This is a genomic window from Sorangium sp. So ce185 (assembly GCF_051526825.1).
In the GTDB taxonomy this organism is placed as follows: Bacteria; Myxococcota_A; Polyangia; order Polyangiales; family Polyangiaceae; genus Sorangium; species Sorangium cellulosum_D.
This window is the reverse complement of sequence record NZ_CP150316.1, coordinates 7,763,262-7,777,511: the sequence shown is the minus strand read 5'-3', so window position 1 is coordinate 7,777,511 and position 14,250 is coordinate 7,763,262. Positions and strand designations below refer to the sequence as shown.

The window sequence follows — 14,250 nt, the reverse complement described above, 5'->3', positions numbered from 1 at the left end:
CCCCGGTCGGCTCCGCGCGCCTAAGGGCGGCTTCCCGGCGCCTTCAATCCGGGTCGGCCCTGGGCGGGTCGACGCCGGACGCCCTCAACCCCGGTCGGCTCCGGACTCATCCATCCCTTGCCAATCTCCCGCTTCCATGCAATGAACACGTTCAGTGAACGAGTTCGCTCAAAAGCCTGGCCGCCGCGAAGCCCAGAAAGACGCCACGCGCGCCCGGATCCTCGAGACCGCGCGCGACCACTTCGAGCGCCACGGCTTCGAGGCGGCGAACGTCCGCGCCATCGCCGCGGACGCGGGCGTTGCCGCGGGCACGGTCCTCCTCCACTTCGCCGACAAGCGCGACCTGCTCCACGCCGCCCTCTTCGACGACCTCGCCGCCACCGCGGCCGAGGCCGTCCGCGACGAGGCGCCCGGCACCCTCGAGCAGCGGCTCCACCGCCTCGGGGCCGCGTTCTTCGCGTACTACGCCCGCCGCCCGGCGCTGTCGAAGACCCTGCTCCGCGAGGCGCTGTTCGCCGACCCGCCGTGGCAAGCGCGCTTCACCGAGCAGATCGCCGCCGTGCACGGCCGCGTCGTCGAGCTCTTCAACGCCGCCCGCGCGCAGGGCGAGGTCGCCGACGACGCCGACCCCGCGCTCTTCGGCGTCGCCTTCTTCTCCTTCTATTACTTCGCGCTGATCGCGTGGGTCCAGGGCGCGCACCCGTCGCCCGTCGCCCTCCTCGATCGGCTCGTCGCTCAGCACCTCTGCGGCCTCCGCCCCGCAGCCAACGTCAGGAGGGCTCGATGACGTCATCCATCATCTTTCGCAGTCCAGAGGCGCGCGCGCGCATCGCCACGTGGTTCGAACGCTTCCGCGAAAAGGCCCCGGTCCCGACCCGCGCGCGCGAGGTCTCGACCCGCTTCGGCGCGACGCACGTCCTCGTCGCCGGCCCCGAGCACGCCCCGCCGCTCGTCTGCGTGCACGGCGCGATGGCGAGCTCCGCGCACCTCTTGCCCGAGCTCGGCCCGCTCCTCACGCGCTTCCGCGTCTACGCTGTCGACGTGATCGGCCAGTCCGTCAAGAGCGCCGACGTCCGCGTGCCGGTCGAAGGCCCCGCCTACGCCGAGTGGCTCACCGACGTCCTCGACGCGCTCGGGCTCCCGCGCGCCCACCTCCTCGGCGTGAGCTGGGGAGGCTTCGTCGCCCTGCGCATGGCCGAGGTCGCGCCCGCCCGCATCGACCGGCTCGTCCTGATCGTGCCCGGCGGCGTCGTGTCCGGCCCGGTGTGGCAGGGCCTCACGCGCGTGGCCATCCCCATGGCCCTCTACCGCGCGTTCCCTTCCGAGGACCGGCTCGCGCGCCTCGTCTCCGGGCTGTTCACCACGCAGGACACCATGTGGGGCCCCTACTTCGGCGACGCGGTGCGGAGCTACCGGCTCGACATGCGGATCCCGCCGCTCGCCACGCCGGAGGCCCTCGCCGGCTTCACGCGGCCCGCGCTCGTGTTCGGCGCCGACGACGACGTGAGCTTCCCCGGCGCGAAGCTGCTCGCGCGCGCGAAGGTGCTCCTGCCGCGCGCCGAGACCGAGCTGCTCGAGGGGTGCCGGCACTCGCCGCCGACCGACGACGCCTTCCGCGCGCGGCTCGGCGGCCGCATCGCGCGCTTCCTCGAGCCCGACGCCGCGGCGCCCCTCGCCTCGCCTGGGCTCGCCTCTCCGGTCGCGTAACCCCTCCGCCGCGCGCCCCTTCCGCCGCGCGCCCCTCGGCGCTCCTCTGCGGCGCCTCAGTGCCCCGACACGTCGTCGACCTGCGCGAAGGCCTCGACGAGGCGCTCGCGGGCCCGCGCCGACAGCGGCGGCGCCTCGATCGACCGCACGTTCTCCAGCAGGTGCTCCACGCTGCTGGTCCCCGACAGGATCACGTGCGCGCCGGGCTCGTCCCTGCAGAAGCGGTACGCCGCGTCCGGGAGCGACGCGACGCCCTCCCCAGCGAGCAGGCGATCCAGCCCTTCATCGGCGAGCGCTCGCGCCACCTTGCCCCGCGCCGCAAGGTCGGCGAGCAGCTCCCTCAGCCGCTCGGGCCGGCTCAGCGCGCGCCGGACCGCGAACATGATCAGCGTCCCGATGTCCTTCGCCCGCGTCAGCGGGAAGACCCGCTCCCGCGCCGACTGGTTCAGGAGGTTGAACCCGACCATCACCACGTCCCAGAGGTCGTCGCGGAGCGCCTGCGCCAGCATCGCGTGCGTCGGATCGGCGGCGAACGCCTCCGTGATGCCGAGGAAGCGGATCTTGCCCTGCTCGCGCAGGCGCAGCAGCACGGGGACGATCCGCTCCCGCAGGTCGGCGTACCGGTCCGGGAGCACGCCGTGCAGGTGGTAGACATCGACGTGATCCGTGCCGAGCCGCTCGAGGCTCGCGTGCAGCGACGACACCACGTCTTCCGGCCGGAGGGGCGCGTCGAGGCGCGTCGTCTTCTTCGTCGAGAGCACCACGCGATCGCGCGGCACCTCGCGGAGCGCCTTGCCGATGAGCTCCTCGGTCCCGTACGCCTCCGCCGTGTCGATGAAGCTCACGCCGCGCTCGATGGCCGCGCGGACGAGCCGGAGCGACTCGGCCTCGGCGACGCGCCCCGACCCGAGCCGGCTGTCGCCGCCCGCGCCCAGGCCGAACACGCCGACCTCCAGGCCGGTCCGCCCCAGGATGATGCGATTCACGTGGTCCTCTCTCTCTGTGCGATGAACGGTGATCTCCCCGGCGCCAGGCGCCCGCCGGCCGGGGCTCACTCCTTCGGGGCGACCTTCCACGACGTGAAGCGCCGCTCGACGCGCATGAGCAGGTGATTGAACGTCAGCCCGAGCGTCGTGATCGTCAGGATGCCGACATACATGCTCGGGATCTGGAAGTTGTATTGCGCGTAGATGATCAGGTATCCGAGCCCCGCCTTGGCCCCGATCATCTCCGCCGCGACGAGCACGAGCAGCGAGTAGGCGCCCGCCAGGCGGATGCCCACGAAGATCGTCGGGATCGCCGCCGGCAGGATGACCTTGCGGAACAGCTGGATCGGAGACAGCCCCATCGTCCGCGCCGATTTGACGAGCAGCGGATCGACCCCGCGCACCCCGCTGATCGTGTTGAGCAAGATCGGCCAGGTGCACGAATAGATGACGAGCGCGATCTTCGAGGCCTCGCCGATCCCGAGCAGCAGGAGGAACACGGGCAACAGCGCGAGCGCCGCGGTGTTGCGCAGCACCTCGAGCAGCGGGTTGATCGCGTCCGCCACGGCCTTGTACCACCCGATCGCGAGCCCGAGCGGCACGCCCACCAGGATCGCCAGCGAGAAGCCGGTGAGGGAGCGCGACAGGCTCGCCTTGATGTGGCTCAGGAGCTGCCCGTTCTGGAGGAGCTGCCAGCCGGTCGCCAGCACCTCGGACAGCGGCGGCAAGAACGCCGCCTCCACGAGCCCGACCCGCGGCGCCGTCTCCCATAGCGCGGCGACGAGGAGCAGGATCCCGGAGCGCGCGACGGCGCGGCCGAGCCACCTCCCCACCTCGGTCACGAGCTGCGCCTGCTGCGGCTCCTCGGGCAGCGCGATCGATTGCGGGACGCTAGCCATTGACCGCCACCACGCCCGCAACGGCGCGCCCCTCCGCCGCGCGCTTCTGCTTCTTGAGCCGCTCGTGCTCCTCGGCCTTGAGCACCTCCTCGCGCAGGAGCGTCCAGATCTCGTGCCGCAGCCTGCCGAACTCCGGCGTCGACCGCGCGTCCTCGTAGCCCCGGACCTCCTCGGGGATCTCGATGATCCGCTTCACGCGGCCGGGCCGGGACGTCATGATCGCGACCCGCTGCCCCAGGTACACCGCCTCGTCGATGCTGTGCGTGATGAAGAGGATCGTCTTGCGCGACCTCTCCCAGATCCGGAGCAGCTCCTCCTGCAGCGACTCGCGCGTCTGCGCGTCCAGCGCCGCGAACGGCTCGTCCATCATCAGCACCTCAGGGTCGTACGCGAGGCTCCTGGCGATGGCCACGCGCTGCTTCATGCCGCCCGACAGCTCGTGCGGATACCGGTCCTCGAAGCCGGAGAGGCTGACGAGCTCCAGGTAGCGCTGGGCGATCTCCTTGCGCTGGCTCTCCGGGACGCCCTTGGCCTCGAGGCCGAACTCGACGTTCCCGCGCGCCGTCCGCCACGGGAAGAGCGCGTATTGCTGGAACACGATGCCCCGGTCGAGGGCCGGGCCCGTGATCGGCTTGCCGTCGAGCAGGAGCTTCCCGCTGGACGGCTTCGACAGCCCGCCGAGGAGATCGATGAGCGTCGATTTGCCGCACCCGCTCGGCCCGACGAGGACCAGGAGCTCGCCCGCCCTCACGTCGAGGCAGAGGTCCTCGATGGCCGTGAACCGCGCGTCCTCCTTCGATCCGGCGGGCCCCTTGACGGCGAACGTCTTGCTCACGCTCTGGAACTGAATCTTGCTCATGGCTCCTCCTGCTGCCCATCCTCGATGAGGGCCCGACGCCTTCACGGACCGCCCTTCCAAAACGGGTTGAAATCGTTCGTGTACACGCCGCCGCCCACCGGCGCCGAGGGCGCCCTGGAGCATCCGATCGCGACGAGCGCGAGGAGCAGCGCTGCGAGCGCACGCCAGGCGCTCTCGAAGGGGGTTCTGCGGCCGCGCGGGGTGGGACGACGGCGTCCAAACGTGATCCGAAAGTCAAGCCCAACCAGCATGGAACGACCGCAACTCCCGCGACGTGGCGCGCCGTCACCCTGGGATGTGCTCCTCCAGGCGTGCCGCTGGGCGCCCTCATCGACCGTGCCGGAGACGCAGAGCACGCGACGTACCAACCGCCCGCCGCCTCACGAGACGCAAATCCGCTATAGCAGAGAGCCGCCTGCTGCTGGCGCAGCAGGCGCTGCGCCAGGGGTGTTGCTGCAGCAGCAGTGCAGCCGCCCGGAGCGGATCGGCCGGCGCGGGGGCGTAGCCCGAGGACGGAAGCGATCTCGACGACCGGCGAGCGTTCAGGGTAATTTTTCCGTGTACATGACCGTCTCCACTGCGTTGCCAGAAGAAGTCGAGGACGAACGTCTTGCACGCGGGCGCGCGCGCCTCCTCCAGCGAGCGCCGCTTGCGATCGTCCAGTACGGCGCGGATCTCACGATCGAGGACTGGAACGGGGCGGCCGAGCGCCTGTTCGGCCCTGCGCGGCGCGACGCGCTCGGCCGGCGCGTCGACGAGCTGCTGCCGGCGTCCGGCGACCCTGAGGCGTGGCGGCGGCTGCTGGCGGAGGACGGCGCGGCGTCGCGGGTCTTTCGGCACGTCACCAGGGATGGCGTCGCGGTGCACGTCGAGTGGCGGCATGAGTGCCTCCTCGATGAGCGCGGGGGGGTCGTCGGCGTCGGGGTGTTCGGGCACGACGTGACGGAGCGGGTCGAGCAGCTCCGCCGCCACGAGCAGAAGGAGGTGGTCCTGCGGACCGTCGCGCAGACGCTGCCGATCATCATCTGGGCGATCGATCGCGAGGGGATCTTCACGTTCCACGAGGGCAGCGGGATCGCGAACGCGGGGCTCCAGGAGGGCGAGCACATCGGCAAGAACGTGTTCGATCTCTACGCCGGCAGCGACGGCATCGACATGCTCCGGCGGGCGCTCGCCGGCGAGGGGAGCCATTCGCTCAACTCGACGCACGGGGTGTTCTGGGAGAACTGGGAGATCCCGGTCCGCGACGAGCGCGGAGAGGTGTACGCGGTCGTCGGCCTCACCCTCGATATCAGCCAAGCGAAGAACACGGAGCAGGAGCTCCGGACCAAGCTGGAGCTCATCGAGCGGCAACAGCAGGTCATCCGCGACCTGTCGACGCCCATCATCCAGGTGTGGGACGGCATCCTGACGCTGCCGATGATCGGGGTGCTCGACAGCCAGCGGACCGCGGAGGTGATGGACACGCTCCTCGAGGCGATCTCGCGGATGGGCGCGCGGTACGCCATCCTCGATCTCACCGGCGTCGACATGGTGGACACGAAGACGGCGAGCTACCTCCTCGACCTGGTCGGCGCGATCCGGCTCCTCGGCGCCGAGGGCATCGTCACGGGCATCCGCTCGAACGTCGCCCAGACCATCGTGAGCCTCGGCCTCGATCTGAAGAACATCACGACCCTCGGGAACCTCCGCGCCGCGCTCCAGCACTGCATCCGCCAGATGAGCAAGGAGCGCGCGGCCGGCGCGACGCAGACCGCGCCCGAGCGCCGATAACTGCGCTCCCAATCGCGGACCGTCTCTCGTCTCTCGTCTCTCGTCTCTCGTCTTCCGTGCGCGTCCTTCGTGCGCGTGCGCGTGCGCGATTCCCCGGATCAGCGCACACGCGCACGAAGAACCGCTCTAGCTAGCGCGCCGTCTTCTCCTTCTTCGCCGCGCCTTCGCCCAGCGCCTTCGCCAGCGTCTCCACGAAGACCCGGACCGCCGCCCGCGCGGGCGCCGCGTACACCGCGAAGATGGCGCGCGTCGACGCGCCGTACTCCGGCAGCACGCGCCGCAGCGCGCCGCTCTCGAGGTGCTCCTCGACGACGTAATCAGGCAGGTTGGCCACCCCGATCCCCGCGACCGCGGCGTCGCGCAGCGTCAGCGTGTCGCTGGAGCGGAGCGTGCCGCTCACCTGGATGACGCGCTCCCCCTCGGGACCCACCAGCGTCCACCGCGGCACCGGATCCATGTTGTGCGTGATGCAGTCGTGATCGGCCAGGTCCTCCAGGCGCCGCGGCGTCCCGTGGCGCCGCAGGTAGCGCGGGCTCGCGCAGAGCACGCGCCGATCGTCGGCGAGCCGCCGCGCGACCAGCGACGCCGGCGAGATCCCCGCAGCCTGGCGCACCGCCACGTCGACGCGCTCGGCCACCAGATCGACGATGCGATCGGTGATGTCGAGATCGATCCGGAGCTCCGGGTACTTCGCGCGGCAGGCCAGCACGGCGGGCGCGACGCGGATCGTGCCCAGGATCGTGGGCGCCGAGATGCGCAGGGTCCCCCGCGGCGTCCCGTCGAGATCCGCGACCGCCCGCTGCGCCTCCTCGACGTCCGCGAGGATCCGGCCGGCGCGCTCGGCGTAGAGGTCCCCCGCCTCCGTGAGGCTCACGCGGCGGGTGGTCCGCCGGAGGAGCTGCACCCGCAGGCGCTCCTCCAGCCGCGCGACCTGCTTGCTGACCGACGACGACGTGAGCCCGAGCGCCCTCGCCGCCGCCGAGAAGCTCTGCAGCCGCGCGACCTCCAGGAACGCCCTCATCTCGCCCAGATCACCGACCGCCGGCTCCATCTGATTCGTTCCTTCCGCGACGCAATCCTCGTCGGCAGACCAGGATTATCACGAGCATGCGCCGGATCTAGCTTTCCTGGAGCGCGAGGCGGCTGCCTCGCCGCGAAGGCGAGGCGGCTGCCTCGCCGCCAAGGAGGATCCCATGCTTACGCAGGCTCGCGGGCACACCGGAGTCGCGCTGCTGCTCTTCATCCTGACCTCGGTCTTGGCCGCGGATCAGCTGGCCGCGCCGCCCCCGGCCCAGGGCGGGCCGACCACGCTGCGGGCGCTGTACGGCCTCGAACCGGTCGACCGGCTCCACCGGGCGCGCACGGCGCTCGTGCTCGTCGACCTCCAGGAAGAGTTCTTCTCGGGCGGCCTCACGCTGCCGGACGCCCGGGCGGCGCTCGAGAAGGCGACACGCCTGCTCGCCTGGGCCCGGGAGAACGGGATCACGGTCGCGCACGTGCGGAACGTCGCCCCGAAGGGCGCACGGCTCTTCGCCGAAGGCAGCCCGCGCGCCGACTTCGTCCCCGCGGCGCGGCCGCGCGCCGGAGAGCTCGTGATCACGAAGTCGATGGCCGGGGGCTTCACGAAGACCGAGCTCGACGCCGAGCTCCGCCGCCGCGGTATCGACACCATCGTCGTGAGCGGCCTCATGACCCACCTCGCCGTCGACTCGACGGCGCGGGACGGGCTCGTGCTCGGCTACCGCGTCCTGCTCCCGAGCGACGCCTCGGCGAGCCGCGATCTACCCGCCGTCCAGGGCGCGCGAGGCGCTCGCCTCGTCGACCACCGCACCTTGCACGAGGTCTCGCTCGCGGCGCTGGCCGATCGCTTCGCCGACGTGCTGCCGACCGAGGCCGTCCTCGCGCTGCCGCTCCACGACGCCACGAGGTGAGCGCGCCGGCCCGCCCCTCGACGCCGGCTCACGCCACGCGATCGATCACCCCCTGAATACCCTCCTGCTTGGAACAGTGCGCGCAGCAGTAGAACGCCCCGCCGGCCTCGACGCCGTGCCCCACGATCCGACAGGCGCAGTGGGCGCACACGGGCGCGAGCTTGTGAATCGCGCACTCGAAGCAATCGAAGGTGTAGGTCGTGCCGCCCACCATGATCTGGAAGGCCTTGTCGTAGCTGTTACCGCAGCAATCACACGTGTTCATGGGGACCTCTCGACGGTTACGGGATGACGTTGCGCCGCGATTCGAGCTCAGCCGGCGGCCGCGATCACGCCGGGCTCCTTCGGCGGCTGCCCCGGCGCCGGCGGGTCCTCGATCTCCGGAGAGGGCTCGCCGGGCGCGGGAGGAGGCGGCGGGGGATCCCGCCGCGCCGGCTCGCCCGGATCGGGGTCGCGCCGCGGAGCCTCGCCCGGCGCGGGATCCTGCACCGGCGGGCCCTGCTCGGGGTCGCCGACCGGCGCGGGGCTGGGTGTTCCTCGAGACGGGGGGGCGTTCACCGACATGCAGGGTCCTTTCCTGGCGCGCGCTTCGTAGGTCGCTGAGCTCGCATCGCCGCAGCGCGGACAAGCTGCATGAACCGCGCCACGCGCGCATCCGAGCGGAGCGCCTCGACGGGCGATGCGCTGCGCTCACCGCGCCTCGCCGTGAGGGGGGAAGGCGCGCATTCCTGTCACACTGAGGCGCGGTTGCGTGGATGAGGCGGGTTGGCGAGCGGCCGCGAGCGATCCGGGGGCCGCCGGGCGGGCGGCCTCACGCAGGCGACCGAGGGCGCTTCACTTCGGGAGGAAGTCGAAGATCTGCCCGAGCGCCTTGGTGAGGCTCGCGGCCTCCAGCACGTCGGGCAGCACGAGCACGCCGAGCACGCTGAGGCCGATGCCCATCAGCGAGCCCCCGGCGATCACGCCCGCGCAGATCGCCTCGGTGTTCTCGGCGGCGAGCGCGTACCAGGGCCGCTTGACCGGCGCGGCGGGCGCCCCGCCGGGCTCGGTCTCGCTCAGCCGCGACTCGCGCTCGCGCGCCCGGTGCCAGCCCGCGGCGCGCCGCTCGATCAGCCAGAAGAGGAACGAGCCGAGGAACATCGACCAGATGTCGGTGAAGTTGAGGATGAACGCGAGCCCGAGGGCGACCGCGGAGAGGGGGAATCGGTTCTTCGTGAGCTGCTTGGTGACCTCGACGAGGATCCCGACGATGGCCCCGACCACCACCGCGGACTTGGCCGTCGGGTGGAGGAAGTCGAGCCCCTTCATCAGCACCTCGGCGACGGCCTTCCACGTGAGCGCGCTCGGGACCGGCAGCTGCTCCGTCCCGTAACGGCCGATGTCCCCCTGGATGAGCACGAGATACCAGATGGGGACCGAGAGCACGAGCCCCGCGACCGTCCCGAGCACGTGCCCCATCGCCTGGTGGCGCGGCTTGCCGCCGAGCATGTAGCCCGGCTTGATATCCATCAAGAGGTTCGCGGTGTTGCTCGCGACCTCGGCCGTGACGCCGGCCGTCATCAGGTTCGTCGTGATGTTCTTCGGCGCGAGGACGCCATAGGTGAGCTGCGTCAGCTTGCCGAGCGCCCCGGTCGGGGTGATCGCCGTGATGCCCGTCGAGTTCACGGCGATGAGCGAGAAGACGAACACGAGCGGGACCGCGATGACCCCGAGCCACCAGGCGATGCCGAACCAGAGCTGCCCGAGCACGACGACGACCACGCCGACGACGGGCACGCCGATGATCGACAGCTTCACCGGCAGCTCGATGTCCGCGAGCACGTCCCTCGCCCCGCCCTTCTTGGAGAGGCCCCGGAACGCGTCGAGGATCACCTTGGGCTTGGAGAAGAAGGCATAAAGCGAGGACGTGGTCATGCACGCGACGCCGCCCCAGAGCGCCCAGATCGTGATCTGCCCGAACCCGTAATGGCCGTTCTTCGGCAGGATAATCCCGTGCTGAATCAAGAGGGGGGCCAGGATCCAGTAGTTGAGGATGCCGCCGAGGAGGAGCGACGCGCCGGTCCGGATCCCCATCAGGCCGCCCGTGGCGACGAAGATGATGCTCGTATCGAAGCGGATCGTGAGCTCGTTCAGGGGAATGCCCCGGATGGCCGGCGAGAGGCCCCATCGCTTGAGCAGGTCGGCGAACCAGCCGTGATAGAAGACCTCGTCGTAATGATGGGGGATGCTCTTCAAGGCGAAGAGCGCGCGCATCACCTTGTCGTCGCGGAGGAGCTCGAGCAGGGCGCTCGCGAGGCCGCCGCCGAGGAGGAGCTTCGCCTTGAAGAGGCCCTCCTCCTCGTCGCTCTCGTGCAGCGCGTCCATGACCACGCCGGCGGCCATGCCCTCGGGGAAGGGGAGCTGCTCGTCGTTGATGAAGCGCTTCTTCATCGGGAACGCGAACAGCACGCCGAGGATGGCGAGGATGAACATCCAGACCATCGCCCGGCCCATGGGGATGATCGTGGTCGTGACCATCGAATAGGCCGCGAGGCTCGTGAAGAGCGGCGCGTTCATGTATCCGGCCGACGTCGCGATGGACTGCATCGCGTTGTTCTCGAGCACGGTCATGTCGCGCGCGAGGCCCAGCCGGGAGAGGACCTTGAAGAGCCCGAAGGCCAGGATCACGCTCGTGATGCCGACGCCGAGAGACCAGCCGGTGCGCGCGCCGATGTACAGGTTCGTGAGCGAGAGGAAGGCGCCGAGGAGCATGCCCGTGATCCCGGAACGCCACGTGAGCTGAGGCATGTCGCCGCGGTAGACGTTCTTCAACCACCATGTGTCCTTCTCTTCGAGCGACATGGTGTGGATCTGCTCGGGCGTGAGCTGCTTGATGGCCATCCGGCGACCTCCGCGCACCTTGTACCATGGTGAGCGACGCGCCGTGCATGCCTTCGGCGAGCGCCGGCGCGCCCGCGCGCCTGGCGTCGAGTCAGGGAAACCCCGAGAGTGACGGAATTGCTGGCCTCGTGTCGCGGCCCGCGCCGCAGAGCGGCGGTCGCCCGCACAGGAGACGGGCCCAGATCGGCGTTTTCGGCGCGCAGGCGTACGAAAGGACGCCGAGCACCGAAAACGTCGAGATGGGCCCGTATCCGAAGCGGGCGCCCGCCGCTCTAGTCGTCTCGGCCGCTGCCGGCGAATCCATCTTCCCGGCGGGCGAAGAGCACGTTGAACGTGGTGAGCGTCCCGTAACAGCCGGTGATGTACGCCTGGAGCTGCACCTTCTCTGCGTCGCTCAGCCCCTCGTGCGCGTTGATCTTCTGCTCCAGCACGCGGAGCTTGTCGCGGAGCATGACGATCTTGTGGAAGAACACGTCGAGCGGGATGCGCTTCTCGGCCGTGCCCTCCTTCCCGGGCCGGAGGACGATCTCCCCGCCTTCCCAGCGGCCGCCCATCTCCGCGCGGCCGACGCCGAGCTCCTCGGACAGCACCTCGCGCAGCACACGACGGAACTCGTCGATATCCATGTCGATGTCGATCTCCCTTGGCAGCGGCGGACGGAAGGGCTGCGGCGCGGCGCCGGCCCGGCGCTCCGGCGATGGCGCCCCGGTCGGCCGGGACCTGCCGCCCGAGCCGCGCGGCTGGCCCGCGGCCCGCGGGGGCGGCGGCGGCGGCGGCGCGCCCTTGGCGCGGTAGCGGGCGCACGTCGCCGTCGCCTTGACCGGCGGCGGGTACACCTCGAGGGCGCACTCGCCGACACGACCGCGCGCTGGATCCTCATGCACCCGGGTGTATGCCGCGCAGCTTCCGCACCGGCCTGCGTAATCGTTCACCGCGGCGCCACTCTACCAGCTTTGCCGGAACCGGGGGGCGCATTGTCGGCGCGAGGCCGAAACGGGCGGCGCGACGACCCGGCCAGCGCGCGCGCCGTCCCGTCCGGCCCGCCGCGCTCCCGCCGCGGGCCCACCTCGCGCCGCCCGCCGGCCCGTCGCGCCGCGCAGCCTCGTCGCCCGCTCGACCGTGCCAGGCGAGCTCATCCACGCTCGCCGGCGAGCCGCTCCCGCCGCCGGGCCAGCCACGCCCGCGCCTCCGGCTCGTGCTCGACGAAGTGGACCGCGACGTCGGCCCCGGTCGCGAGCGCATAGCCGCGGATCACCAGCTCGGTCAGGACCCTGCCCGTGAAGGTCGCGCGGTAATAGACCAGCCCTCGGATGGGGGGCACCCTGCCCGATTCCTTCATGACCGTTCTCCGGGACTCGGCCGGCACCCGGCCGAGCTGGGACACGTCGCCGGTGATCAGCATGTAGCGCTGCCCGGCGAAGTGGAGTGCCATGAAGTCGAAGAACCGCGCTGCCTCGTCCGGCGAGACGTCGCCCCGCATCGTCAACTCCAGGGTGTCCGCATGCTCGCCGATGCGGGCGGTATGCTCCCCTATCCTCAGCACGCGCTCGAACATGTGGACTCCCCCTGATGTGATGTTCCGGCACCCCGGGAAAGCTGCGCCGCCGCGCCGCGGGCGAGCGCGAAGCCAGCCCAGGATACGGTTCTACGCGCGGCACCGGCGGCGCGTCAACGTGGGGGACGCCTGTCGCAGGGAGGGCGAGACCGCCGCCATCGGGCTGCTACCATGGTCGCCCGTGCGTCCCCCGGCCTCGCTCCCCGCCCTCGTCGCGCTCGTCTCCCTCGCCGCCTGCGCCGCCGATCCGCCCCCCCGCGCCGCGGCGCCCGCGGCGCCCCCGCCCGCCGCCGCCGCGGCCGGCAGCCCCGCCGCGGCGCCTCCGCCCGCCGCCGCGGCGGCGCCCGAGGCGGCGCGGCCGCCGCTCGAGTTCATCCGCGACGACGTGCCGCGGGCGCACGCGAAGGCCCGGGCCGAGGGCAAGGCGCTGTTCGTCGATGCGTGGGCGCCGTGGTGCCACACGTGCTTGAGCATGAAGCATTACGTGCTGACCGATCCGTCGCTGCGCCCGTTCGCGGATCGGGTGGTGTTCGCCGACATCGACACGGATCGACCGGAGAACGCGCCGTTCCTGGAGCGGCACGAGGTGACGGTGTGGCCGACGTTCTTCGTCCTCGAGCCGGTGGACGGCCAGGTGGTCGGGCTCTGGCGGGGCGCCGCCTCGGTCGAGGAGCTGCGCGAGCTGCTCCGCGAGGCGCTGCACGCCATGGACTCCAAGGCGGCCTCGGCGCTGCCTCCGGACGACCCGAACCGCTTGCTGGTCGAGGCGAAGCGGGCCCACAGCGCCGGCGACCACGCGGCGGCGGCGGTCGCGTATGTGCGCGCCCTGGCCCGGGGCGGCGAGGCGTGGCCGCGGCGCAGCGAGGCGCTGCTCGGCCTCGTCTCGGCGCTCCGCCGGAGAGACCCCGCGGGGTGCGCCGAGGCCGGCATGAGGCACATCGCCGAGGTGAAGGGCGCGGCGCTGCCCGCCGATTTCGCGAGCGTCCTGCTCTCCTGCGCGTCCGCGCTCTCCGACGCCAAGGCCCAGCGCGCCGCGCGCGAGGCGGCGGTCGGCCGGCTCAGGTCGATCGTCGCGAGCCCGCCCGCGGACTCGAGCGCGGACGACCGGGCCGACGCGTGGGGCCTGCTCGCCGAGGGGCTCCAGGCGCTCGGCGACGCGGCCGGGGCCCGCGCGGCGAACGAGTCGAAGCTCGCCGTGCTGGAGCGGGCCGCGAAGGAGGCGAAGGCGCCCGAGGCGGCCGCCGCGTACGACTACGGGCGGGCCATGGCGTACCTCGCGCTCTCGCGCGGCGACGAGGCGGTCGCGATGCTGAAGGAGCGCGAGGCGCAGATGCCGGAGTCGTACGAGCCGCCCGCGCGGCTCGCGCAGGTGCTCCACGCGATGGGCCGCGAGGCGGAGGCGCTCGCCGCGGTCGAGCGCGCGATCGGCCGCGCCTACGGCCCGCGGCGGCTGCGTTACCTGAAGCTCCGCGCGGAGATCCATCAGAAGCTCGGTCAGGGCGCGGAGCAGGTCGCGACGCTGCGCGAGGAGGTGGCCGGCTACGAGGCGCTCCCCAAGGGCCTCGCGAGCCAGGCGGCGCTGGACGACGCGCGGCGGCGCCTGGCCGAGGCCGAGAAGGCGCAGCGCGGGGCGAAGAAGCGCTGACGGAAGGGCGCGGGC

14 protein-coding genes are annotated in these 14,250 nt (G+C 71.8%); 5 read left to right on the top strand and 9 right to left on the bottom strand.

The features are described 5' to 3' along the window. Positions 1 to 154: 154 nt before the first annotated feature. Positions 155 to 787: a TetR/AcrR family transcriptional regulator gene (locus WMF26_RS28360; protein ID WP_437995224.1), complete on the top strand. Its 633-nt coding sequence runs from the start codon at positions 155 to 157 to the stop codon at positions 785 to 787. Continuing rightward, positions 784 to 1,707, top strand: coding sequence for an alpha/beta fold hydrolase (locus tag WMF26_RS28355; protein ID WP_437995223.1), 924 nt, complete (start codon positions 784 to 786; stop codon positions 1,705 to 1,707). Before WMF26_RS28360 ends, WMF26_RS28355 begins: the two co-directional genes overlap by 4 nt. A gap of 56 nt (positions 1,708 to 1,763) precedes the next feature. On the opposite strand, the gene WMF26_RS28350 is transcribed toward WMF26_RS28355, so the two are convergent. From WMF26_RS28350 to WMF26_RS28340, 3 genes are all read right to left on the bottom strand, one after another. After that, on the bottom strand, positions 1,764 to 2,693 hold the full coding sequence (locus WMF26_RS28350) for an aldo/keto reductase (RefSeq protein ID WP_437995222.1): 930 nt from the start codon (positions 2,691 to 2,693) through the stop codon (positions 1,764 to 1,766). A 65-nt stretch (positions 2,694 to 2,758) separates the two neighbouring features. Further along, a complete protein-coding gene (locus WMF26_RS28345; protein ID WP_061625845.1) occupies positions 2,759 to 3,592 on the bottom strand; it encodes an ABC transporter permease in 834 nt (277 codons plus the stop codon). Then, the gene (locus WMF26_RS28340) at positions 3,585 to 4,451 is read right to left on the bottom strand and encodes an ABC transporter ATP-binding protein (RefSeq protein ID WP_437995221.1); all 867 of its coding nucleotides are present in this window, start codon (positions 4,449 to 4,451) and stop codon (positions 3,585 to 3,587) included. Before WMF26_RS28340 ends, WMF26_RS28345 begins: the two co-directional genes overlap by 8 nt. Before the next feature lie 564 nt (positions 4,452 to 5,015). Between WMF26_RS28340 and WMF26_RS28335 the strand changes: the two genes are divergently transcribed. Further along, complete coding sequence (locus WMF26_RS28335) at positions 5,016 to 6,224, top strand: PAS domain-containing protein (RefSeq protein ID WP_437995220.1); 1,209 nt, start codon at positions 5,016 to 5,018, stop codon at positions 6,222 to 6,224. Between the two features lie 130 nt (positions 6,225 to 6,354). Here the strand turns inward: WMF26_RS28335 and WMF26_RS28330 are convergent, their stop codons facing one another. Next, complete coding sequence (locus tag WMF26_RS28330; RefSeq protein ID WP_437995219.1) at positions 6,355 to 7,275, bottom strand: LysR substrate-binding domain-containing protein; 921 nt, start codon at positions 7,273 to 7,275, stop codon at positions 6,355 to 6,357. A 142-nt stretch (positions 7,276 to 7,417) separates the two neighbouring features. Between WMF26_RS28330 and WMF26_RS28325 the strand changes: the two genes are divergently transcribed. Continuing rightward, a complete protein-coding gene (locus WMF26_RS28325) occupies positions 7,418 to 8,155 on the top strand; it encodes a cysteine hydrolase family protein (RefSeq protein ID WP_437995218.1) in 738 nt (245 codons plus the stop codon). Between the two features lie 28 nt (positions 8,156 to 8,183). Here WMF26_RS28325 and WMF26_RS28320 read toward each other — a convergent pair whose 3' ends face one another. The 5 genes from WMF26_RS28320 to WMF26_RS28300 form a co-directional block, all read right to left on the bottom strand. Continuing rightward, a complete protein-coding gene (locus WMF26_RS28320; protein ID WP_437949312.1) occupies positions 8,184 to 8,420 on the bottom strand; it encodes a hypothetical protein in 237 nt (78 codons plus the stop codon). Between the two features lie 47 nt (positions 8,421 to 8,467). Continuing rightward, complete coding sequence (locus WMF26_RS28315) at positions 8,468 to 8,719, bottom strand: hypothetical protein (protein ID WP_437949311.1); 252 nt, start codon at positions 8,717 to 8,719, stop codon at positions 8,468 to 8,470. 270 nt (positions 8,720 to 8,989) lie between these two features. Continuing rightward, the gene (locus WMF26_RS28310; protein WP_437995217.1) at positions 8,990 to 11,035 is read right to left on the bottom strand and encodes an OPT family oligopeptide transporter; all 2,046 of its coding nucleotides are present in this window, start codon (positions 11,033 to 11,035) and stop codon (positions 8,990 to 8,992) included. A 272-nt stretch (positions 11,036 to 11,307) separates the two neighbouring features. Continuing rightward, positions 11,308 to 11,967 (bottom strand): hypothetical protein, encoded by a 660-nt coding sequence (locus tag WMF26_RS28305; RefSeq protein WP_437331541.1) that lies wholly within the window; start codon positions 11,965 to 11,967, stop codon positions 11,308 to 11,310. Between the two features lie 200 nt (positions 11,968 to 12,167). Further along, positions 12,168 to 12,590, bottom strand: coding sequence for a hypothetical protein (locus WMF26_RS28300; protein ID WP_437995216.1), 423 nt, complete (start codon positions 12,588 to 12,590; stop codon positions 12,168 to 12,170). A gap of 181 nt (positions 12,591 to 12,771) precedes the next feature. Here WMF26_RS28300 and WMF26_RS28295 point away from each other — a divergent pair, with 181 nt between their 5' ends. Continuing rightward, positions 12,772 to 14,235, top strand: a complete 1,464-nt coding sequence (locus WMF26_RS28295) for a thioredoxin family protein (protein WP_437995215.1) — start codon at positions 12,772 to 12,774, stop codon at positions 14,233 to 14,235. Positions 14,236 to 14,250: the final 15 nt, after the last annotated feature.

What these genes read in the sequence shown, in the direction of transcription:
- WMF26_RS28355 (WP_437995223.1), top strand. Translation starts at nt 784, where the DNA reads ATGACGTCATCCATCATCTTTCGCAGTCCAGAGGCGCGCGCGCGCATC.
- WMF26_RS28345 (WP_061625845.1), bottom strand. Translation starts at nt 3,592, where the DNA reads ATGGCTAGCGTCCCGCAATCGATCGCGCTGCCCGAGGAGCCGCAGCAG.
- WMF26_RS28340 (WP_437995221.1), bottom strand. Translation starts at nt 4,451, where the DNA reads ATGAGCAAGATTCAGTTCCAGAGCGTGAGCAAGACGTTCGCCGTCAAG.
- WMF26_RS28335 (WP_437995220.1), top strand. Translation starts at nt 5,016, where the DNA reads ATGACCGTCTCCACTGCGTTGCCAGAAGAAGTCGAGGACGAACGTCTT.
- WMF26_RS28330 (WP_437995219.1), bottom strand. Translation starts at nt 7,275, where the DNA reads ATGGAGCCGGCGGTCGGTGATCTGGGCGAGATGAGGGCGTTCCTGGAG.
- WMF26_RS28325 (WP_437995218.1), top strand. Translation starts at nt 7,418, where the DNA reads ATGCTTACGCAGGCTCGCGGGCACACCGGAGTCGCGCTGCTGCTCTTC.
- WMF26_RS28320 (WP_437949312.1), bottom strand. Translation starts at nt 8,420, where the DNA reads ATGAACACGTGTGATTGCTGCGGTAACAGCTACGACAAGGCCTTCCAG.
- WMF26_RS28315 (WP_437949311.1), bottom strand. Translation starts at nt 8,719, where the DNA reads ATGTCGGTGAACGCCCCCCCGTCTCGAGGAACACCCAGCCCCGCGCCG.
- WMF26_RS28310 (WP_437995217.1), bottom strand. Translation starts at nt 11,035, where the DNA reads ATGGCCATCAAGCAGCTCACGCCCGAGCAGATCCACACCATGTCGCTC.
- WMF26_RS28300 (WP_437995216.1), bottom strand. Translation starts at nt 12,590, where the DNA reads ATGTTCGAGCGCGTGCTGAGGATAGGGGAGCATACCGCCCGCATCGGC.